We start from the raw sequence: 23,210 nt of genomic DNA on the forward strand, positions 1-23,210 counted from the left end.
CGAGGTATTGCCGGGTGGCGCAGGCGATCTCGTAACGAGATAGCACAATGAACCGGCCGAATGGGACAGCGTGGCAATGATCTAGCACACTGTAGGTGTGGTTGAGGTCGAGGATGTGTTGAGCCGGTTGCGGCGGTATCCGGATGTGGAGGCGGAGAACCTCTACGCGGTGGACGCCGCCGACCGGCTGATGCTGGATGTGGCGGCGGAATCCCTCGCGACAGCGGGGGACGGGCGGGTCGCCGTGATCGACGACGGCTACGGTGCGCTCACCCTCGGGGCCATCGCCGCGCACGACCTGCGCGGCGTGCGGGTGCATCAGGATCTGCTCACCGGGGAACAGGCCCTGGCCCACAATGCCCGCGTGGTCGGACTCGCGGACCGCTACGCGGCGCACGAACTCGGCCGCCGCCTGCTCGCGGATGTGCGGGTGGTGCTGCTGCGCCTGCCGCGTGCGCTGTCCGGGCTGGCCGAGATCGCCGACGCCATCGCCCGCTACGCCGATCCGGAGGTGGAGGTGTTCGCGGGCGGCCGCGACAAGTACCTGACCCCCGCCATGAACGATGTGCTGGGCGATTCCTTCGGCTCGGTGCGGGCCAGCCGCGGTCGGCAGAAGTCCCGCATCCTCACCGCCACCGAGCCCAAACCCGTTGGTGATCCGCCGTTCCCGGTGTGCAATCGGCTCGACGACCGTGACCTCGAGGTGGTGGCGCACGGGGCGGCCTTCTCCGGGCCGCGCCTCGATATCGGGACGCGGTACCTGCTGGAGTTCCTGAAGCGCATGAAGCCGGATGCCCGCGAGGCCATCGACCTCGGTTGTGGCACCGGCATTCTCGCGGTGGCGCTGGCCAAAGCTCGTCCGGGACTGCGGGTCACGGCCACCGACCAGTCCGCCGCCGCGGTCGCCTCCAGCCGGGCCACCGCGGCCGTCAACGCGGTCGCCGACCGGGTCACCGTGCTGCGTGACGACGCCATGTCCAACGCGCCCGACAACAGCGCCGATCTGGTGCTGTGCAATCCGCCCTTCCATGTCGGTGCGGCCGTGCACACCGGCTCGGCGATCAAGATGTTCCAGCAGACCGGGCGGGTGCTGCGGCCGGGCGGTGAGCTGTGGACGGTCTACAACTCGCATCTCAACTATCGCGGGGTGATGGAGCGCATGGTCGGCAAGACCGAGGTGATCGGGCGTAACCGGAAGTTCACCGTGACGCGGTCGGTGCGCGGCCTGCACGACAGCGGCCGGTAAAACGACCGAACAGTCCCCGGAGCACAATGGGACGCATGGCCCGAATCGATCTTCGAATCTTCACCGAACCGCAGCAGGGCGCGTCCTACGACACCCTCCTCACCGTGGCCAAGGCCACCGAGGACCTGGGCTACGACGCCTTCTTCCGCTCCGACCACTACCTGAAGATGGGCGACGCCGACGGGTTGCCCGGCCCCACCGACGCCTGGACCACCCTCGCCGGACTGGCCCGCGAGACCTCCCGCATCCGCCTCGGCACCCTCATGACCTCGGCCACCTTCCGCCATCCTGGCGTGCTCGCCATCCAGGTCGCCCAGGTGGATGCCATGTCCGGTGGCCGCGTCGAATTCGGTTTCGGCGCAGGCTGGTTCGCCGAGGAGCACACCGCCTACGGCATTCCGTTCCCGGCCGACAAGTTCCCGCGCTTCGAGGAGCAGCTCGCGGTGCTCACCGGCCTGTGGGGCACCCCGGCGGGGGAGACCTTCAGCTTCGAGGGTGACCACTACACCCTGGTCGACTCGCCCGCCCTCCCCAAGCCGGTTCAGCCCAAGATCCCCGTCATCATCGGCGGCCACGGAGCCAAGCGGACCCCGCGCCTCACCGCCCGCTACGCCGACGAATTCAACATGCCCTTCTCCTCCATCCCCGACACCGCCGCCCAGTTCGAGCGGGTCCGCGCCGCCGCCAAAGACGCCGGACGCGACCCGGCCGAGCTGGTCTACTCCAACGCCCTCATCGCCTGCGTAGGCCGCGACGACGCCGAGGTCGCCCGCCGCGCCGCCGCCATCGGCCGCGAGGTGGACGAACTGAAGACCAACGGCCTGGCGGGCAGCCCCGACGAGGTGGTCGACAAGCTCGGCCGCTACGCCGACGAAGCGGGCACCAGCCGGGTATACCTCCAGATCCTGGACCTGCACGACCTCGACCACCTGGAATTGATCGCGGACAAGGTCATGAGCCAGCTGTAAGTCCCACCGTCCGCGCGTGGGTGTGGGCGGCGCGTGTGGACATGTTCACGGGCCGCCCGCTCCACGTGGTGCTTCCGATGGGATACGACACCACCATGCCGAAGCCACCCGCGACCGATCTCTGACATGCGCTGCTATCGCGGCCTACTGTTGGCTCATGACAACGGCGAGGGTGTGGTCGGTTACTTCGACAACTCCGACCGAGGAGGATGCACAGCGGATCGCACGGACAGTCGTGGCCGAACGGCTCGCCGCTGGTGCGGAGGTGACAGGCCCAGCGTTCTCGGTGTTCTGGCACAGCGGTGAACTCGGCGAAGGCCAGGAATGGCGCGTAACCCTCAAGACCTCGACGGCCGTCCGCGACAAGCTGGCCACCCGGATTCTCGAACTGCATCCCTGGGCACCCGGACCCGAAATCCTCGCCTCGCCCGTGGAGTGGGCCACCGACCACTATGCCGATTGGGTCGAGAAGTTCACAGCTGCACAGGAATAGGCGTCACGGCGTGTGTGGTTCGCGGCGGGTCACGTCCGCCAAGCGGGTGAACAGCGTTCCTGGGTCCAACCCCATCTCGGTGAGTTCCCGGGTAGGGATCGCGGTCGGGTCGCACAGCATGTGCAGCAGCAGATGTTCCGCGCCCATGCGGGTGGCTCCCTCGGCGGCGGCCAGCCTCAGCCCGTGGTGCAGCAGTTCCCACAGCCGGTGTCCGCACTCGACGGCACCCGCGACACGGTCGCTCTCCATCTCGTAGTAGCGGCGCACGCGGTCGCGGCCGATCTGCTCCCACTTGTGGTCGGTCACGCGCGGCTCCGGTTCGAGTCCGGCACGATCTTCCCGGCCTCCACCAACACTTTCCAGGCGGCGGCTTTGGTCTCGCACGTGTCGGGATGGCAGTCGATGTGGAGTTGCATGGCGAGGTTGGGGTCGCGGCGGCCCCATTCCCGGTTGTGATGGTTGAGGTACTCGAAGCGCAAGCTCACCACCCCCGCAACGGGAGATGGGTACGGGTCGTTTCGAATTCCAGGCGAGCCTGGAGCTCGCGGAACGGCAGCCCGTGGCGGTGGCGCGGTGGCTGGTGGCCGCAGGTGTTGGCAAGGATGAGAATGCCTGCGAGGAGCAGGGCGAAGGCCAGGAGGTCCATTGTCACACGCCCGCAGGGACGTCGAGCAGGCCACGTCCGCGCGGCGTCGCGGCGAACGCACGGCCACGGGCCGTGATTGCCCAGATGCCGCGTCGATAACCGGCAGGGGTGCCGACCATACCGATATCGGTGAGGTGTTCGAGCGCGTGGTCGGCCAGTCTGCTGGAGATACCTGCGCCAGTGGCGATTTGGGCGGCGGTGAGGTGTCCGCCGGGAGTGAGTGTGGCGAGGACTTTGGCCTCGGTGATGTTCACTGTTCGGCCTCCAACACTTAGCTGTCGGTGGGTGGTTCTGGCCAGGGGAGCTGCTCGAATAGCTGCAAGGCTACCCAACCTACCTAGGGAACTCAATAGCTCCCTAGGGTATCTGGGTGGATCCGATACGCTTGTGCGGATGAATGCCATAGACCCGGACGATCCGCGCCCGGCATCGCGGCAGATTGCCAACCAACTGCGAGCGGCAATCCTCACTCGCAAACTTGCCCCTGGCGAACGGCTGCCATCCGGACCTCAGCTCGTGGAGCGGTACGGGGTTGCGAAGGCCACTGCCGAGGCTGCGATTCGGGCTCTCCGTGAAGAGGGCTTGGTAATTACCCGGCCGGGTAGTGGGACCTTTGTTCGTGAACGCACCCAACGGCCCGTGGGGCTTCGGCCACACATCGAGCAGGCGTTCGAAGCCCCCTCTGTAGCAGTGGATTTCGCTGGGTTCTCGGGTGAAACGCTTCATGGTGCCATCGCGGAACCATTGGACCGGATTCGCGAGGGCCGCCTCCGACCCGAGTCTCTGACGGTGCGGCTGCTCGTGCCCGACCCTTCGCGTCCCTGGACGTTGCCAGCTCGCACCGAGGACTTCTCGGACAGCCCAGCCTTCCGGGCGCGCGCCGCTCGAATCATGCAGCGGCACGTCAGCGCAGTGGTCGATTCGGTGAACGAACTGGCTGAACTCGGTATTGTCACAAACGCATCAGCCCAGGTGCGCACCTATCCCGCAGTGCCGTTGTTCAAGCTGTACATTCTGAACGGCGAACAGACGTTCTTTGGGTACTACCCGATCCGTGACCACGCCGTTCAGTTGGACGGTGAGGTGGTGGGGATTTGGGACCTGATGGGAAAGGATGCCTCGCTTTTTCATTACGCGCGTGACGGTGACGCGGATTCGATGGGCAGCCAGTTCGTCCAACAGTCCCTCCTATGGTTCGACAGCATCTGGACCTCCGTGGCGAAGGACTACCAACCGTGACCGCGCCGAGTGACCTACTGCGAGAGCGCCGCTGCCTGCTGCTCGACTTCGACGGACCAATCTGCGCTGTGTTCGCCGGAACCGCCAGCCGGACCGTAGCGATCCGGCTGGTGGAGATGCTCGATGCTCCCGTGCCCGATGAGATCGCGGCCAGCGCAGACCCACTCGCTGTTCTCCGGTACGCCGGTCAACTCGGAGGAGAGCGGGCGGAGCGGGTGGAGCGCGAACTCACCCGGCTCGAGCTCGATGCCGTCGACAGTGCGGAGCCGACTCGCCATGCCGGTGCTGTGATTCGCGCCGTGGCGGCTGGCTATGGTCTGGTGGCAGTGGTCAGTAACAACTCGGCGGCGTCAATTCGTGCATATCTCATGAAACATGACCTGGACAGTTGTGTTCGTGGAGTTTTCGGGCGAACCTCGGCCGATCTTAGTCAACTGAAACCCACACCGTTCCTGCTCCATGCCGCCATGTCCCACCTCGAAGTAGTCTCTGAGGACTGCGTTTTCATCGGCGATTCGGTAGCAGACATCCAGGCGGCCCATGCCGCCCACATCCCAGCCATCGCCTATGCGAACAAGCCGGGTAAAGCGGAGCGGTTCGCGCCGTACGCCCCGGCCGTGACCATTACGGACTTGGGTGTGATCTTGCACGAGGTGAAGTCGGTGAGGGAGAAGGGCCAGGCGCGTTGACAACCTGGTTTCGACGCACACCGGAAGCCGATGCGCTGCTCGCCGAAGAGCGGCTGCTGCTCGCGGCCACGGAGATGGTTCATGAAGCCTTGGCTGCCACCGGCACGAGCAAGGAAGAACTTGCCGCCAGGCTGGGAGTGCGGCCGGCCGAGATAAGTCGACAACTCTGCGGAGGGCGGAACCTCACTGTCCGCAGCCTCGCGCGGATGATGAATGAGCTCGGGTACGGCATAACGATCGAGGCGGACGGACGCGACGGTCGTGCGGCGGCGCGCGGCCGGTGACCCCCGTCCGGGGAAGCGGCCGGATTTCGGTGGGGTCTGGTCCTTTGGGAGCGGATCGCGGATATGGTCATGAGCGATACCAGCCATGATCGACTCTTCCGTGAGTCGGTCAACAGACCGACCACGCGGTAAAGTCCGATTTGTCTGAAACGCGGTGGGTGTCGGGAACTGACAGTCGCCGTCGGACGTTGGAGACTGTAGAACGAGGCCACGAGTGTCGTGAGCCACGACTCCAGAAAGGGACGCGCCTTGCGCACCACAAGCAATCCGGTCTTCCGGAACCTGACGCCGCAGCAGCAGGGCGGCGGCTACGCCGGATTTGGTTCGGCGGCCGCTGGAGCCGGACAGTTCGCACAGCAGCAGCCGTACGGGTACGGCCAGCCTCCGGGTGGCTACCCGCCGCAGGGCTATCAGCAGATGCCGGTGCCGACCACTCGGCCGATGACCATCGACGACGTGGTCACCAAGACCGGTATCACGCTGGGTGTGGTCACCCTCGGCGCGATCCTGTCGTACGGCCTCACCTCGTACAACCACAACCTCGCGCCGCTGTTCGTGATCGTCGGCGGCCTGGTGGGTCTGGGCCTGGTGCTGGTCGCCAGCTTCGGGCGCAAGCAGGACAACCCGGCTATCGTGCTGAGCTACGCGGCGTTCGAGGGTCTGTTCCTCGGTGCGCTGTCGTACATGTTCACCGGCGTCGAATTCGGCGGCGTGGGCGGTGCGGGCATGATCGCGCAGGCCGTGCTCGGCACCTTCGGCGTGTTCTTCGGCATGCTGGTCGTCTACAAGACCGGGGCCATCCGGGTCACCCCGCGCTTCACCCGCATGATCGTCGGCGCCATGATCGGCATCCTGGTGCTGGTGCTGGGTAACTTCATCGCCGCGTTCTTCACCCCCGGCGGCTTCGGCCTGCGGGACGGCGGCCCCATCGCCATCATCTTCAGCCTGGTGGTCATCGCCATCGCCGCGTTCAGCTTCCTGCTGGACTTCGACGCCGCCGACCAGCTCATCCGCGCCAACGCCCCGGCGAAGGCGGCCTGGGGCGTCGCCCTCGGCCTGACCGTCACGCTGGTGTGGCTGTACATCGAGATCCTGCGCCTGCTGTCGTACTTCCAGAACGACTAGCGGAGACGAGAACAGGGCGGGCACCGGAAATCCGGTGCCCGCCCTGTCGTTTGTCCGGCCCCGCACGGGAGGGGCACGCTCTCCCCGCCGAGCTAGGCGTTCGCCAGTCCGTCCGGGTGTGCGGCGGTCGCCCGCGCGCCGTGTACGCCCGCGCGGCGGCCGGAGAAGACGCAGTCCGCGATCGACAGGCCGCTGACATAGCCGTTCGAGCAGACTCCGACGGCGGTGCGGCCCGCCGCGAACAGGCCCGGGATCGGCTCGCCGGTGCCGGTGAGCACGGCACCGGTGGTCTCGTCCACACGGACGCCGCCGAGGGTGAGCATGGGCGTCGGGTAGGTGAGCGCGGAGCGGACCGAGATGTCGAGGAGGGTGAACGGGCCGCGCTGGAGCGGGCGGCGGATATCGGCGGGCTTGCCCATCGGGTCGGGGCGGTCGGCTGCGATGGCGGCATTGTGCGCGTCCACGGTGCGCCGCAGCCCGGTCGGGTCGATACCGGCCCGCGCGGCGATCTCCTCGAGCGAACCGCCGGTGATCCGGCCGAACCGCAGCAGTCGTTCGGTCTGCATGCGCTGGAACCACACCGACTGGGTGGCGAGCTGGCCGCGGGCCTCGGCGAGCAGGTCGGCGTCGAGCACCAGCCACGCCCGCTGGCCGGGCCGGGTGACGATGGCACCGCCGAGCGCCGCGCCGTAGCGGGACTCGTCGATCATGCGTTCACCGTTGACGTCCACCGCGAGCGCGCTGAAGAAGGCGCTGGACGGCGCGATGAACCGCCAGGTCGAGATGGTGCCCATCTTGTCGGTGGCGGCACCGAGTTCCTGCGCCATGCGGATACCGCTGCCGTCGTCGCCCGCCGTGCCCAGCGGCAGGCCGGACGGCCACGGGTACTCGGGTGCGTGCCGTCGCACCATCTCGCCGTCGGCGATGAACCCACCGGTGGTCATGATGACGGCGGCGCGGGCGCGCAGCCGCGTCGCGGTGCCGTAGCGCTGTTCGATGCGGTCGAGGCGGCGCTGCACGACGCGTCGCAAACCCGGGTGGTACACACCGGGTTTCGCCGAGATCCGCGCCAGCGCCGCGAACTGCCGCTGCACCGCGCGGGGTGCGTGCGCGAGCGTCACGGCCTCCACGCCGACCACGCGCCCGTCCTCCTCGACGAGTCGCGTTGCCCTGGTGGCGGTTCGCACGTCCACGCCGTGTGCCGCGGCCGACGCGGCCAGCGGTTCGAAAACCTTCTTGCCCGAGACACCCGGGCCGTGGGCGCGATGCCCGCGTTGCGCCGGAGTGGCCAATTCCCGGAAACCACCGGCGATTTCGCTGCCCGAGTAGTACAGGTAGTGGCTGTCGGTCGGATACGAGGTCTTGTACGGGCACAGCGACGCCTCGAAGGGCACACCGTGCTCGGTCAGCCAGTCGACCATCGCCGGTGACTCCTCGCAGAACCGGCGCAGCGTCGCCTCGCCCACCGCGTCGCCGACCTCGGCACGCAGGTACGCGTACATGGCATCGACATCATCGGCGACCCCGGCCGCCCGCTGCACCCACGTCCCACCCCCGGCGTAGATGATGCCCCTGGACAGCGCGGTCGCACCCCCACCACCGAACCGATCGATCGCCAACACCCCCGCCCCGGCCTCCCGCGCCGCGAGCGCCGCCGCGACCCCCGCCCCGCCGTACCCGACGACCAGCACGTCCGCCGCCTCGTCCCAGGTCCGCACCATTGCTGTCACCCTCCCACACCGGCCACCCGGCCGCTCGGAACTCGTGGGAAGACAATAACGTGTTCTAGTTTGGGTGCGTTTCGGGCGCGAGAGCGAGACTCCGGCCGACATCTCTACCGAACCGAAGGCAATGGTCCCGCTCAGGTGCTAGACCGTCACTATCGACGCATATCTGGTTGCTGGCGAACCGTGCGGCGACCTTCTTCGAATCACCAACCAGAAGTTCTACGACGGCTGACGCGTCGGCAACGATCATGTATCACCCTCCTCACGCACTTCTCGCAGCGCCGCGACGATGTCGCTCGTGGTCGCGGTACTCCCGCCCAGGGCTGCGAGACGTTCGGCGAGGTGCGAGATGTCCTCGCCCTGCGAGTGCGGTTCGTCGACGAGTGCGGCCGAGATGGGTGCGATGACCGCCCATGGCTTCCCGTACCTCGTGAGCAGAGTGGTCTGCCCGGTGTAGTGCGCGAGGTTCGCCAGCTTCGGAAGGTCGGCCCGGGCTTCGGCCAATGTCGCGGTGGGTAGGTCTCGTAGATTCGCAGGCTCGATATTCATGTACAAATTGTACAAGACTTGGCCCGGCGGGCGTCGCATCGTCGTCCTCTCCCCACAACAGCGGAAGGCCCGCCCGACGGTCAGGTCGGGCGGGCCTTTCGGCTTGGCGGAGTCGGTCGACTCGGGTACGGCTCAGCTGAGGCGTTCGATGATCATCGCCATGCCCTGGCCGCCGCCCACGCACATGGTCTCCAGGCCGAACTGCTTGTCCTGGGTCTGGAGGTTGTTGATCAGGGTGGCGGTGATGCGGGCGCCGGTCATGCCGAAGGGGTGGCCGAGGGCGATGGCGCCGCCGGAGATGTTCAGCTTGTCCAGGTCCATGTTCAGTTCGCGGGCCGAACCGAGCACCTGCACCGCGAACGCCTCGTTGATCTCGTACAGGTCCAGATCGTCGATGGTCATGTTGGCGGTCTTCAGGGTCTTGCGCACCGCCTCGATCGGGCCGAGGCCCATGATCTCCGGCGACAGGCCCGAGACGCCGGTCGCCACGATGCGGGCCAGCGGGGTCAGGCCGAGCTCGCGGGCCTTGGTGTCGCTCATGACCACCAGCGCCGCCGCACCGTCGTTGAGCGGACAGGCGTTACCGGCGGTAATGGTGCCGTCGGGGCGGAAGACCGGCTTCAGCTGCGAGATCTTCTCGTAGGTGGTGCCGGGGCGGGGGCCGTCGTCGGTCGAGACCACGGTGCCGTCGGGCAGCGTCACCGGGGTGATCTCACGCTCGAAGAAGCCGGACTTGATGGCCTCCTCGGCCCGGTTCTGCGACCGCACACCCCAGTGGTCCTGCTCCTCGCGGGAGATGCCGGTGAACTGGGCGACGTTTTCGGCGGTCTGGCCCATGGCGATGTAGACGTCGGGCAGGATGTCGTTCTCGCGCGGATCGGTCCACACCTCGGCCCCGCCCTCCGCGCGCTTGGCGGTACGCGCCTCGGCGTCGGCGAACAGCGGGTTGTGGGTGTCGGGCCAGCCGTCGGCGGTGCCCTTCGGGAAGCGCGACACCGTCTCCACACCGGCGGAGATGAACACATCGCCCTCACCGGCCTTGATGGCGTGGAAGGCCATCCGGGTGGTCTGCAGCGAGGAGGAGCAGTAGCGGTTGAGGGTGACGCCGGGCAGGGTGTCGTAGCCCAGCTGCACGGCGACCGAGCGGGCCATGTTGAAGCCGCCCTCACCGGCGGGCTGACCGCAGCCCAGGATCAGATCGTCGATATCGGTCGGCGCGAGGGCGGGCACCTTGTCCAGTGCCGCGCGCACCATCTGCGCCGTGAGGTCGTCGGGGCGCATGCTCACCAGCGAACCCTTGCCTGCGCGGCCGATAGGCGAACGGGCGAACGAAACGATGACGGCCTCTGGCATGAGGACTCCTTACTCGCAGGGGTGGAACCGCATTCGAATCTACGACGGCCGTGTGAGCGGGGAAACATCCGGTATGCCGGTATCCCGTTCAGTGACGGTGGGATTTCTCACTGCTCGGCGGGCTCGGCGGGCGGCGGGGGCGGCGCGGGAACGACGAAACTGCCGTGCTGCGGCACATTCGGCATATCCGTGTAGATCGTCACGTCGACCCGTCCCGGCCCGGTGTCCTGGAACTGCGCGTACTGGATGCTGCCGTAGATCCCCGCCACCACGGTGACCCGGTACTCGCCCGCCGCGCCCGTGTTCACATTCCGCCAGGCGACCGTGGTGACCGTCTCGCACAGCGGTGCGGCCGAATACGTGCCCGGTCCCAGACCACCGATCGGCAGCGCCTGCACATTGATGATCGCCCGGCCCGGATACTCCGGCCCGGTCTCCGCCCACGTGCGGATCGCGCCTCCGCAGTATCCGTTCCGCATCAGGCTCGGCACCTGCGGGAATTCGACGGCCGCCGCGGCTGCGGGCGTGGCCGCGAACACCGTTGCGGCACAGGCGAGAGCTCCGAACACCGCGGCACTGCGAACGCTCGTCGGCGATGTCATAGCTGCCCAGGGTAGTGTGGCGCGCCCCGCCATCGGCCGATGTGCGCGCAGGCCCCGATCTCCTTTCTGCAACGATGGGGGGCATGCGCATTGCTGACCATGTCGTCGATCTGATCGGAAACACCCCGCTGGTCCGGCTGAACTCCGTGGTGGGTCCGAACTCGGGACTGGTGGCCGCGAAGGTCGAGTACCTCAATCCCGGCGGCAGTTCCAAGGACCGCATCGCCGTCAAGATGATCGACGCCGCCGAGCAGGCCGGGCTGCTACGGCCGGGCGGCACGATCGTCGAGCCCACCTCCGGCAATACCGGTGTGGGGCTGGCGCTGGTCGCGCAGCAGCGCGGCTACAAGTGCGTGTTCGTCTGTCCGGACAAGGTGAGTGAGGACAAGCGCAACGTCCTGCGTGCCTACGGCGCCGAGGTCGTGGTGTGCCCGACCGCCGTCGCGCCCGAGGATCCGCAGAGCTACTACAACGTCTCCGATCGCCTGGTGCGTGAGATTCCGGGCGCGTGGAAGCCGGACCAGTACTCGAATCCGGGCGGTCCGGACTCGCACTACGAGACCACCGGCCCGGAGATCTGGCGCGACACCGAGGGCAAGGTCACCCACTTCGTGGCGGGCGTCGGCACCGGCGGCACCATCACCGGCACCGGCCGGTACCTCAAGGAGGTCTCCGGCGGCAAAGTGCAGATCATCGGCGCGGATCCGGAGGGCTCGGTGTACTCCGGCGGCACCGGCCGCCCCTACCTGGTCGAGGGCGTGGGCGAGGACTTCTGGCCCAGCGCCTACGACCCGGCCGTCCCGGACGAGATCATCGCCGTCTCCGACGCCGACTCCTTCGATATGACCCGCCGCCTGGCCCGCGAGGAGGGGCTGCTGGTCGGCGGCTCCTGCGGTATGGCCGTGGTGGCCGCGCTGCGGGTCGCCGAGCGCGATCCGGACGCGGTGGTCGTGGTGCTGCTGCCCGACGGCGGCCGCGGCTACCTGTCGAAGATCTTCAATGACGACTGGATGAGCTCGTACGGCTTCCTGCGCTCGCGGCTGGACGGTTCCGCCGCCACCGAACCGCTCGTCGGCGACGTGCTGCGCGGCAAGTCCGGTGCGCTGCCCGATCTGGTGCACACCCACCCGCAGGAGACGCTGCGCGACGCCATCGAGATCCTGCGCGAATACGGCGTCTCCCAGATGCCCGTGGTCGGCGCGGAACCGCCCGTCATGGCGGGGGAGGTCGCGGGCAGCGTGTCCGAACGCGATCTGCTGTCCGCGGTGTTCGAGGGTCGTGCCCACCTCACCGATTCGGTCAAGCAGCATATGAGCCCCGCGTTCCCGCTGATCGGTTCGGGTGAACCGGTGTCCGCCGCCACCAAGGCGCTGGAGGAGACCGACGCCCTCATGGTGGTCGAGGACGGCAAGCCGGTCGGTGTGATCACCCGCCACGATCTGCTCGGCTTCCTGAGCACCGGAGCCCTCGGGCACTGAGCGCGCGGCCCGTGCGCCGAAGCCCATCCGACCGGATGTCGGGCGGGCTTCTTCGTATCGCGGGGGAATAGCCGTCTGGCGAGCCGGATCTCGTCGCCACCACGCCTGCACACAATGGTTCGATCGAGCTAAATGATCGAAATCCCGAGGTGGAGGTCACATTTCGTGACCTCGGCCGGGGTGGCGATCGCGGTGCGACTCGAATCACCGCGGCGTGTCACGGGCGATAACTACCGTGTTACTGCTTGTTCATACTCGGCGAGAACGATCAGCACGCATGAGCCGGTGGCAGGTGGTTGCGTGGGCGGCCCTTCTGGGCACGGTGCTCGGTCTCGCCGAGCTGCTGGAACGCGTCCGGTTCCCCGCACCGCAGATGATCGTCGCGATCGTCGTCGGAGCCGGGTTGGCGCTGCTGGGTCGGCTGCCCGCGCCGCTGCCGCGGGAGGTGTCACTCGGGGTGCAGGCCATGCTGGGTGTGCTCATGGGCAGCTATCTCGAAGTCTCGCTGCTGGTTTCGATCGGATGGGATCTGCTGCCGGTGCTGGCGGTGACCGCCGCGACGGTGCTGGTGAGCATCCTCATCGCGCTGGTGTTCGCGCGAATTGCCAAGGTGGAGTTGCCGACTGCGACGCTGGGACTGCTGGCGGGCGGGTCGGCGGCGGTGGTGTCGGTGGCCGACGAGCTGGAGGCCGACCCGCGGCGGGTGGCGTTCATGCAGTACCTGCGGGTCGCCCTGGTGGCGTTGACCGCGCCCGCGCTGGCGGCGTTCCTGGACGACGGCGAGCGCGGCAGCTACGGGGCGGCGGTGCTGGGCGGCGCGGTCACCGATCCCGATCTGCCGTCCTGGATGATCGTCGGCCGCGGCGATCAGGTCGCCGGGCTGTCCATCGCGATCATGTTGTGCCTCATCGGTCTTCGGCTCGGACGCTGGCTGCGGCTGCCGAGCCCGGCGCTCATCGGCCCCATGCTCGTCACCGCCGTGCTCACCGCGCTCGGCATCAGCCACGGCTACGCGCCCACCAACCTGTTGAAGGAGTTGCTGTTCGTCCTCATCGGCTTCGAGGTCGGCACCCGCTTCACCCGCGCCGTGGTGGTCGAGATGGCGCGCATGATCCCCGGCATGACGGCCGCCATCGTGGCGCTGTCCGGACTGGTCGCGGCGTTGGCGTTCGGATTGGCGTGGGTGGTCGACCTGGAGCTGTCCGACCTCTACCTGGCCACCACCCCGGGCGGCATCAACGCCGTCCTGGCCACCGGAGAGGGGATGGACGCGAACATGCCCCTCATCACCAGCGTGCAGAGCGTACGCCTGCTGCTCATGGTGCTGCTGCTCCCGCTGATCATGCGCGTGCTGCGCCGCCGCGCCGATCCGGAACCCGAGCGGGCGGTGGTGCTGCCCGAGCCGGTCCGGGTGGCCGCGTGAACGCGGACCGTGGCCCACGCCTTCCCGTCGCGCGCGAGCCAGCGATTCCGCGCTGCTTGCGGCCCGCTTGCCGGTGAGACCGTGCCGGGCACCGATGTGGCGTGCTCGCGCATACGGTGAGTTACCGCGTGTTCGCGGGGTGAACCGCGGCTGTCGGCTCTTGCCATCGACCCGGTATCGGTGCGGTGCGCCCCGGCCCGCCCGCGGCTCGGCGGAGGGGATTACGACCGGCTCGGAATCGAGACGTTACCCCCGCGCGACCGTGGCCCCGCGTGGTCCGAACCGTTAGCCAAACGATCGCGACACGCCGAGAATCCGGCGATTCGGGCTCATGTCCAGCGCGATGCGATAACTTTCTAAGTGAGCTGCATCACTTTCAGTTTGGAACAGGATGACCAGGTCAGGGCTGGAATTCGAGCAGGTGAGCGAGACTTACACTCGCGTGGTTCACCTGTAGTTCAACTGTGGTTCAGGCAGTGTTCATGTAGCGCAATCAGGCTGTGACCTTGTCAGAAACAGACCACAAGTCTGATCGACGCGAGGAGTTCCAACGCCTATGCGGAAAACGAATATGACGCCGGCGCCGGGAGGCGCCACGGCCGCAGCGGCCGCCCGCGTCCCGCACTGAACGCCTCGCGCACGCTGCACAGGAATTGATTCCTCTTCGCCCGCAACGGGTTTGAACGCAGCTCCCACAACAGACCGATAGCGCGTCCGACGAGCGCCGCCCCGGCGCTCGCCCGGTGTGGCGCGCTGTCTTCCAGGCCAAGCGACGGCCGAGACCGAATAGGAATCCAACTTCGCCATGCCCACCAACACCCTGACCGCTCTGCGCTGCCCTCATAAACGTAGCAAGGTGGTTGCCGCCGCCCGCACCGCGAGTGCCGCCGTGCTCGCCGTGGGCGTCTTCGGTGCCATCGCCACCGCGGGCGGCAACGCCAGCTCCTCCGAGATCCAGAAGGTCTCGCTCGCCGAGACTCTCGCGGCCACCGCGGAGCCTGCCGCTCCGGCCGAAAAGGCCGCCGAAGCGCCCGCTCCCGCGCCGATGCCCGCCCCCGAACTTCCGGCCCCGGCTCCCGAGCCCGCGCCGGCCCCCGCCCCGGTGTACGAGAATAATCTCGACGGCTGGATCCGCGAAGCGCTGGACATCATGCGCGCGCACGGCATCCCGGGCAGCTACGAGGGCATCTACCGCAACATCATCCGGGAGTCGAGCGGCAATCCGCAGGCCATCAACCTGTACGACTCCAATGCGGCCATGGGCATCCCGTCCAAGGGCCTGCTGCAGGTGATCGACCCCACCTTCGCCGCCTACCACGTCCCCGGCACCCCGTACGACGTGTGGGATCCGGTCGCGAACATCGTGGCGGCCTGCAACTACGCCGCCGCCCGCTACGGATCGATGGACAACGTCTTCGGCGCGTACTGACAACTCGCCGTCGCGGCCTCCGAACACCCTAATTGGCAACTTTTTCGCAAACTGCCATTTAGGGTGTTCGTTCAGGGGTATAACCCCCCTTGGAGCGAAGTTCTGGCAACCCGGCTGGAACAGATAGCGAAGGGATGGGGTTTGATGAACTCCTCGAGTCTGGCTATCGATATCCAGGGTGGGCTTTCCGACGCCTGGAGTTCCGTCGCCACGTTCGTGCCCAAACTCGCCGGCTTCCTGGTCATCCTGGTCGTCGGCTGGCTGGTGGCCAAGGTGGTCGCCAAACTGGTGTCACGAATACTGCACCGGATCGGTTTCGACCGGATGGTGGAGCGCGGCGGCATCAATCGGATGCTCGAGAACAGCAACTACGACGCGGTCGACATCCTCGCCAAACTGGCGTACTACACGATCCTGCTGATCACGCTGCAACTCGGCTTCGGCGCCTTCGGGCCGAACCCGGTCAGCGATATGCTCAACGGCATCGTGGCCTGGCTGCCGCGGGCCTTCGTCGCCATCGTCATCGTGTGCATCGCCGGCGCGATCGCGAGCGCGGTCAAGGATCTGGTCTCCAATATGCTCAGCGGGCTCGAATACGGGCGCATGCTGGGCCGGGTCGCGGCCGTCTTCATCTGGGGCATCGGCATCATCGCCGCCCTGAACCAGATCGGGGTCGGCACCTCGGTGACCATGCCGATTCTCATCACCGTGCTCGCCACCATCGGCGGTGTGCTGGTGGTCGGCTTCGGCGGTGGTCTGGTGCGGCCCATGCAGCAGCGCTGGGATCGCTGGCTGAACAGCATCGAGGGCGAGATGCCCGAACTCAAGGGACACGCGCAGGCGTACCAGCGCGGCCGGGAGGACGCCGCCCGGCAGCGGGAGGCCGCGCGGCAGCGGTCCACGTCCGGGCAGCAGATGCCGCCCGGTAAGTGGGCCGACCAGCCTGTCGGTGCGTCGGGCTACGGCGCGCAGCCGGGATACGGTGGTGCGCAACCGAGTTCGGGCGGATCCGAACAGCGCGGCTACGGCGGGCAGTCCGGCCAGGGCGGCGGGCAGTCCGGGTATGGCGGCGGTCAGATGGGGTCCGGCGGTGAGCGGATGGATTACAGCGGCGGACAGTACGGCGGCGGTGATGCGTCCGGCTGGCACCGCCAGGATCCGCCGATGGGCGGCCGGGGGCGCTACTCCGGCCCGGCCGGTGGCGATACCGGCTGGGACGATCCTTCCGTCGACCGCTGAGGACACTGCCCTAACGGGCTCTGCACAGTCGGCTGGCAAGGTCGGCTCGCGCAGCTCGAGTTACATCGGCCGCGCACCTTTCGTGCGCGGCCGATGTGCTGTGCGGAAGGAATCGAACAATCCGGACGAGTGGCCGCGCCGTGCGCAAACGCCCGGTAGCCGACCGCAGGCCCGCCGCGGCGCGGTGGCGTGGGCACCGGCAGCGACTCCGTGGGTGCGGCACGAGGGCGATTCGGCTGTGCGGGGCGTTCGCCGGTCGGTATGGGAGGCGGTAGCGGCGGTTCAGGCGCTGTGGGCGAGCTGGCACACGCCCGCGAGCCGCAGGTGCAGCCAGTCGGCCGAGATCCAGTCGTGCGGTGCGGCGGGGGCTCCGCCCAGTTCGCGGAAGTTGTCCAGCAGACCGCGCGCGTAGCCCGCCAGCAGGACGCTCACCGGCACGTTGCCGGAATTCTCCACACCCAGGTCGATGATGTCGCGGACGGCGGCGGCGTGCTGGTCGACCAGCGCCGAGACCGCCGGGTAGGCGGAAGCTGCCAGGGTCGCCGGAGCTCCGTGCGTCCGGTGCAGGCTTTTCAGAGTCTTGCGCGCCGACACTTCGAGCAACGCGGAGCCGAGCAAAAACACCCGCTCATGCTAGCAATCGGCGGGCATTCGCCACTGTGAGTTTCCGCGCACCGACCGATTCCGCACGAAGGTGCCGGAGGCGCGTTTCGACGACAGTCCTGGCGATGAGCGGCTGTGCCGGGGTGTCAGGTCGCGTCAGCGGAAGGCTTTGGACCCCGTGAGCGCCTCGCCGAGCACCAGTTGATGCACCTCCGCCGTGCCCTCGTAGGTGAGCACCGACTCCAGGTTGTTGGCGTGCCGCAGCACCGGATACTCCAGGGTGATGCCGTTCGCGCCGAGAATGGTGCGGCATTCGCGGGCGATGGCGATGGCTACCCGGGTGCTGTTGAGCTTGCCCGCGCTGATCTGCTCGGGCCGGATCTCGTGGCGGTCCTTGAGTCGGCCCAGGTGCAGGGCGAGCAGCTGGCCGGTGCCGAGTTCGACGGCCATATCCGCCAGCTTGGCCTGGGTGAGCTGGTAGGCGGCCAGCGGCTTGTCGAAGACCTCCCGGGTGCGCGCGTAATCGATTGCGGCGGAAAGGCAGTCGCGGGCCGCGCCGAGCGCGCCGAAGACGATGCCGAACCGCGCCTCGCTCAGGCAGCCGAGCGGTCCGGCCAGGCCGCGCGCCTCCGGCAGCAGTGCGTCGGCGGGCAGCCGGACGCCGTCCAGGGACAGTTCCGCGGTGATCGAGGCACGCAGCGACAGCTTGCGGTGCATCTCGCGGGCGCTGAAACCCGGTGTGTCCGTGGGGACTACGAATCCGCGGACGACCTGCCGGTCTCCCTCCTGCGTCTGCGCCCAGACGATCGCGACGTCGGCCACCGAGCCATTGGTGATCCACATCTTGGCGCCGTCGAGAATCCAGTCGTCCCCGTCGCGCCGGGCCCGGGTCCGCATACCGCCCGGGTTGGACCCGAAATCCGGCTCGGTCAATCCGAAGCAGCCGATGAGCTGACCGGACGCCATCCCCGGCAGCCACCGCTGCTTCTGCTCCTCCGACCCGTACTTGTGGATGGCGGTCATGGCCAGCGACCCCTGCACCGAAACCATGCTCCGCACACCGGAATCCACGGCCTCCAGCTCCATGCACGCCAGTCCGTACGCCGTCGCGGAGGTGCCCGCGCACCCGTACCCGTCCAGGTGCATGCCGAGCAGCCCCAGCTTCCCGAGCTCGGGCGCGATCTCCCGAACCGGGAACGTGCCCGCCTCGAACCAGTCCGCCACATTCGGCCGCAGCCGCTCCGCCGCGAAAGCCCGCACGGTATCCCGAATGTCGGTCTCCTCGGCGGACAGCAGGGACTCGATCGCGAACAGCTCGTCTACGGTGACCATTGCGCCAGCCTATGAGGGCGAGCCCGGTGCCACAACGCCCCCGATCACAACCCCCGACAGATGTCGCGTCGCCAGCCGCCCGCCACCACGAGCACCTGTCTACGCGGGCGGGTTGCGGTGTCGAACGGTGATCAGGCGCGTGGGCCGAAGAGTTCGAGGAGGTGGGTTTGGCCGAACATCTCGGCGGCTTCGCGGGCGGTGGGGGCGCCGGCGTCGGGGCTGGCTCCGGCGGCGAGGAGGTCGCGGATGAGGTCGGCGTCGCCCTTGAAGACCGCGCCCGCGAGCGGGGTCTGGCCGGCGTCGTTGGTCTTGTCGGGGTCGGCGCCGCGGTCCAGCAGGACCTTCGTGGCGTCGCGGTGGCCGTGGTAGGCGGCGAGCATGAGCAGGCCGTCGCCGCGGGCGTTGGTGAGGTCGAGGGGGACGCCCGCGTCCAGGTAGGCGGCGAGGGTGGCGGCATCGCCCTGGCGGGCCAGGTCGAAGATCTTGGTGGCCAGCTCGATGACGTCGGCGTCGGGCTGCGGGGTGTCGGCGTTCGCATCGCTCATGAGCCCAGTACTACCACCACCGGCCGATCGCGGCGGCGGATCGTCCCCGAGACGAACCGCGGCCGCCGCGCGGCGTGCACCCACCGCGAATTCGGGGCGATCGGCACGCGCAATAGACTCGGCTCATGAGCGATCAGCTGGGTTTCTCCACACGGGCCGTGCACGCCGGGTTCGACCCCGACCCTCAGACCGGTGCGGTGAACGTGCCCATCTACGCGAGTTCCACCTTCGCCCAGGATGGAGTGGGCGGAATGCGCGGCGGCTACGAGTACGCGCGCACCGGCAACCCGACCCGGACGGCTCTCGAAGCCAATCTGGCGGCGCTGGAGTCGGGCAGCTACGGGCGGGCGTTCGCCTCCGGTATGGCCGCCACCGACTGCGCGCTGCGCGCCACCCTGCGGCCCGGCGATCACCTGGTGATCCCGAACGACGCCTACGGCGGCACCTTCCGGCTGATCGACAAGGTGTTCACCGAATGGGGCATCGAGTACTCGGTCGCCGCGGTGAGCGACGCCGACGAGGTGGCGCGGGCCATGCGCCCCAACACCAAACTGGTGTGGATCGAGACCCCGACCAATCCGCTGCTGAACATCGGCGATATCGCGGCCATCGCGGAGGTCGCACATCGGGGCGGCGCGAAACTGGTGGTGGACAACACCTTCGCCTCGCCGTATCTGCAGCAGCCGCTGCTGCTGGGCGCGGATATCGTGATCCACTCGACCACCAAATACCTGGGCGGGCACTCCGATGTGGTCGGCGGTGCGCTCATCACCGATGACCAGGAGCTGGACGCCAAGTTCGCCTTCCTGCAGAACGGCGCGGGCGCGGTCCCCGGCCCCACCGACGCCTTCCTGACGTTGCGCGGCATCAAGACGCTGGCCCTGCGCATGGACCGGCACTGCGACAACGCCGAGACGCTGGCCGAATTCCTCGCCAACCATCCGAAGATCGCCCAGGTCATCTACCCGGGGCTGCCGGAGCACCCGGGGCACACCGTGGCGCAGAAGCAGATGCGGCGCTTCGGCGGCATGATCTCGGTGCGCCTGCACGGGGGCAAGGACGCGGCGCTCGACTTCTGCGCCCGCACCAAGATCTTCACCCTGGCCGAATCGCTGGGCGGCGTGGAATCGCTCATCGAACATCCCGGCGCGATGACGCACGCGTCGACGGCGGGCTCGGCCCTCGAGGTTCCGGCGGACCTGGTCCGGCTGTCGGTGGGCATCGAGGATGTGAGCGATCTGCTCTCCGATATCGAGCAGGCGCTGGCCTGAGCCGCCGCCCATGAGCACGAAACGGCCGCATCGGAGGAGATCCGATGCGGCCGTTCGCGTTCGACGAGCGGGGCACCTCCCGGGCCGGCCGTGCCATGCGGCGTGGCGACCCGCCCCGCGGTCATCGCGGTATTCGGTTCGTCGAATTGTGCTGTGCGCGCCCACTATCGAGTGCGGCCCCCGGTCGGTGAGGACCGGGGGCCGCGATGCTCGATGCGGTCGGTCGTCAGCTGTGGTAGGGCTCCGCGCTGACCAGCGTCACCTTCATGGTGTTGCCGTTGGGCAGCGTGTACTCGCGCGTCTCGCCCACCTTGGCGTCGATCAGAGCGCCGCCCAGCGGCGAGTTCGGCGAGTAGGTTTCCAGGTCGGCGCGGCCCAAACCCTCTTCGCGGGTCGCGATCAGGAACGTCTCGGTATCGGTCTCGTCACCGTCGTAGTAGACCTTGACGACGGAACCCGGCAGGGCGACACCCGACTTGCTCGGCGGCACACCCACCTTGGCGTTGTTGAGCAGTTCCTGCAGCTGGCGGATGCGCGCCTCCTGCTGGCCCTGCTCTTCACGCGCGGCGTGGTAGCCGCCGTTCTCCTTGAGGTCGCCTTCTTCACGGCGTTCGTTGATTTCGGCCGCGATGACCGGACGGTTGGCGATGAGCGCGTCGAGTTCGCCCTTGAGCCTCTCGTGCGACTCCGGGGTCAGCCAGGTCACGTTCGTCTCAGTCATCTCGATCACTCCCTAGTAGTTGTTCCCGGCATGCCGGGATTCCCTGATACCCGTCGCCGAAACCGCCTCGAGCGGGCACAGCGACAGTGAGCGGCTAGAGCGATCTCTGGGGGAGGTACCCGACAGCGCTGGCCGCCAATGCAGCAAACACGGCTCCGAGGTCCGGAACCGTGTGTCGGATCATTTTAGCACGATTCGGAAATGCGCAGGTAGAAGCGCCAAAGCGGGTCGCTTACCGGACTTTTCAGCCAGCGTGCAGGTAGGCGGGTACCTTGTCGCTACAACCGTAGACGCTGGCCGCGCCCGTACGGGCCGAGGTGCGGATGACGGTATCGATCCGGACGGTTTTGTCCGTTGAGCCCGCGATCAGCACCTCGCGGCGGCCGACCTCGACCTGGTCGGGGTCCAATGCCCGAACGTAGCACACGACCGGTTTGTTCGGATCCGCACGCGTGACCTTGAAGTCGAGGGTCACGGTGGAGTCGTCGATGATGTCGTAGCCGATGCGCTCGGCCTCGATGTCCTGCGGTCCGTACTGGCGATAGCCCAGGTAGGCGACCACGAGACCGGCGACGACGACCAGAATGCCGAGCAGGATCAGGGCCGATCGGGGGGTCTTGCGCGGTGCTGTTCCGTACCGGTCGGCCGGTCTCTGGATCACCACTGCGCGCTCCCGGGGGGTAGGTCGGAACAAATAACAATCGGATGGAACTATAGGGAATGAAGATCTGACACCCCCTGCCTGGACTGCCCGGCGGAGAGCATTGAGGTGAAGACTGTGATCGGTGAGGTGAACGAGAAGTGAGCGGACTTCGCCTCATGGCGGTGCATGCCCATCCCGACGACGAATCCAGCAAGGGCGCGGCGACCACGGCCCGCTACGCCGCGGAAGGGCATGAGGTCCTCGTCGTCACCCTCACCGGCGGTGAGCGCGGCGATATCCTGAACCCCGCCATGAACATCCCCGGCATTCTCGACCGGATTTCCGACGTGCGCCGCGAGGAGATGGCGGAGGCGGCCAAGGCGCTCGGCGTCCGGCAGACCTGGCTGGGATTCGTGGACTCCGGGCTGCCCGAGGGCGACCCGCTGCCGCCGCTGCCCGAGGGCTGCTTCGCGCTGGTGCCCCTCGACGAGGCCACCGAGGCACTGGTGAAGGTGGTGCGCGAATTCAAGCCGCACGTCATCACCACCTATGACGAGATGGGCGGCTACCCGCACCCGGACCACATCATGTGCCACAAGGTGTCGGCGGCCGCGTTCGACGCCGCGGGCGATCCGGAGCGCTTCCCCGACGCGGGCGAGCCGTGGACGCCGCTGAAGCTGTACTACAACCACGGCTTCAGCCTGGCCCGGCTGGAACTGTTCGCCGAGGAGTACGAGCGCATCGGCGAACCGTTCCCCATGCAGGACTGGATGGACCGCATGCGCAAGTACGCCGCCGAGCGCGGCGATATCATGGCTCGGGTCACCACCCAGGTCGAATGCGCCAAGTACTTCCCGCAGCGCGATGACGCCCTGCGCGCACACGCCACGCAGATCGACCCGAACGGCGCGTTCTTCGCGATTCCACTGGAGATGCAGCAGCGGCTGTGGCCCACCGAGGAGTTCGAACTCGCCCAGACCCGGGTGCGCACCGCCATCCCGGAGACCGACCTGTTCGCCGGAATCGAAGACGCCGACGAGGAAGCCCCCCGATGATCACAGCCCTGCTCGCCCAGACCCCCGGCACCCCGACCGGTCCGGAGTTCGGCAAGGCGTCCCCGCTGGGCCTGGTCATCGTCCTGGTGCTGCTGGCGGGCACGGTGCTGCTCATCTGGAGCATGAACAAGCACATCAAGAACCTGCCCGCCACCTTCTCCCCGGAGCACCCGGAACCGGATCAGGCGGCGGACGAGGGCACCGACCCCGGAGCCGTGCGGGCCGAGGCGGAGCCGGTCGAGCAGGGTAGGAAGAACGAATCCTCGGGCGCTTCCTGAGCCTCGCCCGAACCGATCGGAGCCCGCGCCGGACATCCGGAGCGGGCTCCGATCGTGAGCGAGGGAAGTTTGGTCGCCCTGAGAGCCTGGTACCTGTGCACTCGGGCGCGGTGGTCGACTGTAGCGGGAGCGGGCCGGCCGCCGCATCTCAATTTCGGCGTCCGGCGCAACGCCGGGCCTGTCACGCGCCGGCCGTCGAGCCTGACGCCAGGCCACGCCGCCTAGCTTCGTCGACACAACGGTTCGAGGTGAGGCGGCCGGTGGAACCGGCT

27 protein-coding genes are annotated in these 23,210 nt (G+C 68.0%); 14 read left to right on the forward strand and 13 right to left on the reverse strand.

Annotated elements, in window-relative coordinates; all coding sequences use genetic code 11:
- The first annotated feature begins 97 nt into the window (after positions 1-97).
- The 3 genes from FOH10_RS02230 (at position 98) to cutA (ending at position 2,707) form a co-directional block, all read left to right on the forward strand.
- On the forward strand, positions 98-1,246 hold the full coding sequence (locus tag FOH10_RS02230) for a class I SAM-dependent methyltransferase (protein ID WP_143979437.1): 1,149 nt from the start codon (positions 98-100) through the stop codon (positions 1,244-1,246).
- Between the two features lie 44 nt (positions 1,247-1,290).
- Positions 1,291-2,214 (forward strand): LLM class F420-dependent oxidoreductase, encoded by a 924-nt coding sequence (locus FOH10_RS02235; protein WP_143983810.1) that lies wholly within the window; start codon positions 1,291-1,293, stop codon positions 2,212-2,214.
- A 235-nt stretch (positions 2,215-2,449) separates the two neighbouring features.
- Positions 2,450-2,707, forward strand: a complete 258-nt coding sequence (gene cutA / locus FOH10_RS02240; protein ID WP_244961535.1) for a divalent cation tolerance protein CutA — start codon at positions 2,450-2,452, stop codon at positions 2,705-2,707.
- Positions 2,708-2,710: 3 nt separating this feature from the next.
- Here cutA and FOH10_RS02245 read toward each other — a convergent pair whose 3' ends face one another.
- Genes FOH10_RS02245 through FOH10_RS02250 form a run of 4 tightly spaced genes read right to left on the reverse strand, consistent with a single transcriptional unit; the run spans position 2,711 to position 3,607 of the window.
- The gene (locus FOH10_RS02245) at positions 2,711-3,013 is read right to left on the reverse strand and encodes a Clp protease N-terminal domain-containing protein (RefSeq protein ID WP_143979439.1); all 303 of its coding nucleotides are present in this window, start codon (positions 3,011-3,013) and stop codon (positions 2,711-2,713) included.
- On the reverse strand, positions 3,010-3,186 hold the full coding sequence (locus tag FOH10_RS34650) for a hypothetical protein (RefSeq protein WP_186000685.1): 177 nt from the start codon (positions 3,184-3,186) through the stop codon (positions 3,010-3,012). The genes FOH10_RS02245 and FOH10_RS34650 overlap by 4 nt, the downstream gene beginning before the upstream one ends.
- Positions 3,187-3,188: 2 nt before the next feature.
- Positions 3,189-3,359, reverse strand: a complete 171-nt coding sequence (locus FOH10_RS34655; protein ID WP_186000686.1) for a hypothetical protein — start codon at positions 3,357-3,359, stop codon at positions 3,189-3,191.
- Positions 3,356-3,607, reverse strand: coding sequence for a hypothetical protein (locus tag FOH10_RS02250; protein WP_143979440.1), 252 nt, complete (start codon positions 3,605-3,607; stop codon positions 3,356-3,358). The genes FOH10_RS34655 and FOH10_RS02250 overlap by 4 nt, the downstream gene beginning before the upstream one ends.
- A gap of 139 nt (positions 3,608-3,746) precedes the next feature.
- Here FOH10_RS02250 and FOH10_RS02255 point away from each other — a divergent pair, with 139 nt between their 5' ends.
- The 4 genes from FOH10_RS02255 to FOH10_RS02270 all read left to right on the forward strand — a co-directional run bounded on the left by FOH10_RS02255 (position 3,747) and on the right by FOH10_RS02270 (position 6,690).
- Positions 3,747-4,592 (forward strand): GntR family transcriptional regulator, encoded by an 846-nt coding sequence (locus FOH10_RS02255; protein ID WP_143979441.1) that lies wholly within the window; start codon positions 3,747-3,749, stop codon positions 4,590-4,592.
- The gene (locus FOH10_RS02260) at positions 4,589-5,281 is read left to right on the forward strand and encodes an HAD family hydrolase (RefSeq protein ID WP_186000687.1); all 693 of its coding nucleotides are present in this window, start codon (positions 4,589-4,591) and stop codon (positions 5,279-5,281) included. Before FOH10_RS02255 ends, FOH10_RS02260 begins: the two co-directional genes overlap by 4 nt.
- Positions 5,278-5,565: a helix-turn-helix domain-containing protein gene (locus FOH10_RS02265; protein ID WP_143979443.1), complete on the forward strand. Its 288-nt coding sequence runs from the start codon at positions 5,278-5,280 to the stop codon at positions 5,563-5,565. The genes FOH10_RS02260 and FOH10_RS02265 overlap by 4 nt, the downstream gene beginning before the upstream one ends.
- A 249-nt stretch (positions 5,566-5,814) precedes the next feature.
- The gene (locus tag FOH10_RS02270) at positions 5,815-6,690 is read left to right on the forward strand and encodes a Bax inhibitor-1/YccA family protein (RefSeq protein ID WP_143979444.1); all 876 of its coding nucleotides are present in this window, start codon (positions 5,815-5,817) and stop codon (positions 6,688-6,690) included.
- 92 nt (positions 6,691-6,782) lie between these two features.
- On the opposite strand, the gene FOH10_RS02275 is transcribed toward FOH10_RS02270, so the two are convergent.
- The 4 genes from FOH10_RS02275 to FOH10_RS02290 form a co-directional block, all read right to left on the reverse strand.
- A complete protein-coding gene (locus tag FOH10_RS02275; protein WP_143979445.1) occupies positions 6,783-8,411 on the reverse strand; it encodes an FAD-binding protein in 1,629 nt (542 codons plus the stop codon).
- A gap of 252 nt (positions 8,412-8,663) precedes the next feature.
- On the reverse strand, positions 8,664-8,966 hold the full coding sequence (locus FOH10_RS02280; protein WP_143979446.1) for a hypothetical protein: 303 nt from the start codon (positions 8,964-8,966) through the stop codon (positions 8,664-8,666).
- Between the two features lie 132 nt (positions 8,967-9,098).
- The gene (locus FOH10_RS02285; protein ID WP_039817052.1) at positions 9,099-10,319 is read right to left on the reverse strand and encodes an acetyl-CoA C-acetyltransferase; all 1,221 of its coding nucleotides are present in this window, start codon (positions 10,317-10,319) and stop codon (positions 9,099-9,101) included.
- A gap of 107 nt (positions 10,320-10,426) precedes the next feature.
- Complete coding sequence (locus FOH10_RS02290; protein WP_143979447.1) at positions 10,427-10,921, reverse strand: hypothetical protein; 495 nt, start codon at positions 10,919-10,921, stop codon at positions 10,427-10,429.
- 83 nt (positions 10,922-11,004) lie between these two features.
- Between FOH10_RS02290 and FOH10_RS02295 the strand changes: the two genes are divergently transcribed.
- From FOH10_RS02295 to FOH10_RS02310, 4 genes are all read left to right on the forward strand, one after another.
- Complete coding sequence (locus FOH10_RS02295) at positions 11,005-12,399, forward strand: cystathionine beta-synthase (protein WP_039817198.1); 1,395 nt, start codon at positions 11,005-11,007, stop codon at positions 12,397-12,399.
- Positions 12,400-12,676: 277 nt separating this feature from the next.
- On the forward strand, positions 12,677-13,822 hold the full coding sequence (locus tag FOH10_RS02300; RefSeq protein WP_143979448.1) for an AbrB family transcriptional regulator: 1,146 nt from the start codon (positions 12,677-12,679) through the stop codon (positions 13,820-13,822).
- Between the two features lie 805 nt (positions 13,823-14,627).
- The gene (locus tag FOH10_RS02305) at positions 14,628-15,251 is read left to right on the forward strand and encodes a transglycosylase SLT domain-containing protein (protein ID WP_039817050.1); all 624 of its coding nucleotides are present in this window, start codon (positions 14,628-14,630) and stop codon (positions 15,249-15,251) included.
- Positions 15,252-15,395: 144 nt separating this feature from the next.
- Positions 15,396-16,490, forward strand: a complete 1,095-nt coding sequence (locus tag FOH10_RS02310; protein ID WP_143979449.1) for a mechanosensitive ion channel family protein — start codon at positions 15,396-15,398, stop codon at positions 16,488-16,490.
- 282 nt (positions 16,491-16,772) lie between these two features.
- Here the strand turns inward: FOH10_RS02310 and FOH10_RS02315 are convergent, their stop codons facing one another.
- The 3 genes from FOH10_RS02315 to FOH10_RS02325 form a co-directional block, all read right to left on the reverse strand.
- Complete coding sequence (locus FOH10_RS02315; protein WP_143979450.1) at positions 16,773-17,114, reverse strand: DUF6401 family natural product biosynthesis protein; 342 nt, start codon at positions 17,112-17,114, stop codon at positions 16,773-16,775.
- Positions 17,115-17,249: 135 nt separating this feature from the next.
- Positions 17,250-18,425, reverse strand: coding sequence for an acyl-CoA dehydrogenase family protein (locus FOH10_RS02320; RefSeq protein ID WP_039817049.1), 1,176 nt, complete (start codon positions 18,423-18,425; stop codon positions 17,250-17,252).
- 131 nt (positions 18,426-18,556) lie between these two features.
- The gene (locus FOH10_RS02325; RefSeq protein ID WP_039817048.1) at positions 18,557-18,970 is read right to left on the reverse strand and encodes an ankyrin repeat domain-containing protein; all 414 of its coding nucleotides are present in this window, start codon (positions 18,968-18,970) and stop codon (positions 18,557-18,559) included.
- 125 nt (positions 18,971-19,095) lie between these two features.
- Between FOH10_RS02325 and FOH10_RS02330 the strand changes: the two genes are divergently transcribed.
- Positions 19,096-20,241 (forward strand): cystathionine gamma-synthase, encoded by a 1,146-nt coding sequence (locus tag FOH10_RS02330; RefSeq protein ID WP_143979451.1) that lies wholly within the window; start codon positions 19,096-19,098, stop codon positions 20,239-20,241.
- 226 nt (positions 20,242-20,467) lie between these two features.
- On the opposite strand, the gene greA is transcribed toward FOH10_RS02330, so the two are convergent.
- Together greA and FOH10_RS02340 are read right to left on the reverse strand one after the other, a co-directional pair.
- Positions 20,468-20,962, reverse strand: coding sequence for a transcription elongation factor GreA (greA, locus tag FOH10_RS02335; protein WP_029931336.1), 495 nt, complete (start codon positions 20,960-20,962; stop codon positions 20,468-20,470).
- A gap of 244 nt (positions 20,963-21,206) precedes the next feature.
- Positions 21,207-21,626: a DUF4307 domain-containing protein gene (locus FOH10_RS02340; RefSeq protein ID WP_244961537.1), complete on the reverse strand. Its 420-nt coding sequence runs from the start codon at positions 21,624-21,626 to the stop codon at positions 21,207-21,209.
- A gap of 155 nt (positions 21,627-21,781) precedes the next feature.
- Here FOH10_RS02340 and mca point away from each other — a divergent pair, with 155 nt between their 5' ends.
- Together mca and FOH10_RS02350 are read left to right on the forward strand one after the other, a co-directional pair.
- Positions 21,782-22,660, forward strand: a complete 879-nt coding sequence (gene mca / locus FOH10_RS02345) for a mycothiol conjugate amidase Mca (protein ID WP_029931338.1) — start codon at positions 21,782-21,784, stop codon at positions 22,658-22,660.
- Positions 22,657-22,938 (forward strand): hypothetical protein, encoded by a 282-nt coding sequence (locus FOH10_RS02350; protein WP_029931339.1) that lies wholly within the window; start codon positions 22,657-22,659, stop codon positions 22,936-22,938. The genes mca and FOH10_RS02350 overlap by 4 nt, the downstream gene beginning before the upstream one ends.
- The last annotated feature ends 272 nt before the right edge of the window (positions 22,939-23,210 follow it).

The organism is Nocardia otitidiscaviarum, assembly GCF_007362295.1.
GTDB lineage: Bacteria > Actinomycetota > Actinomycetes > Mycobacteriales > Mycobacteriaceae > Nocardia > Nocardia otitidiscaviarum.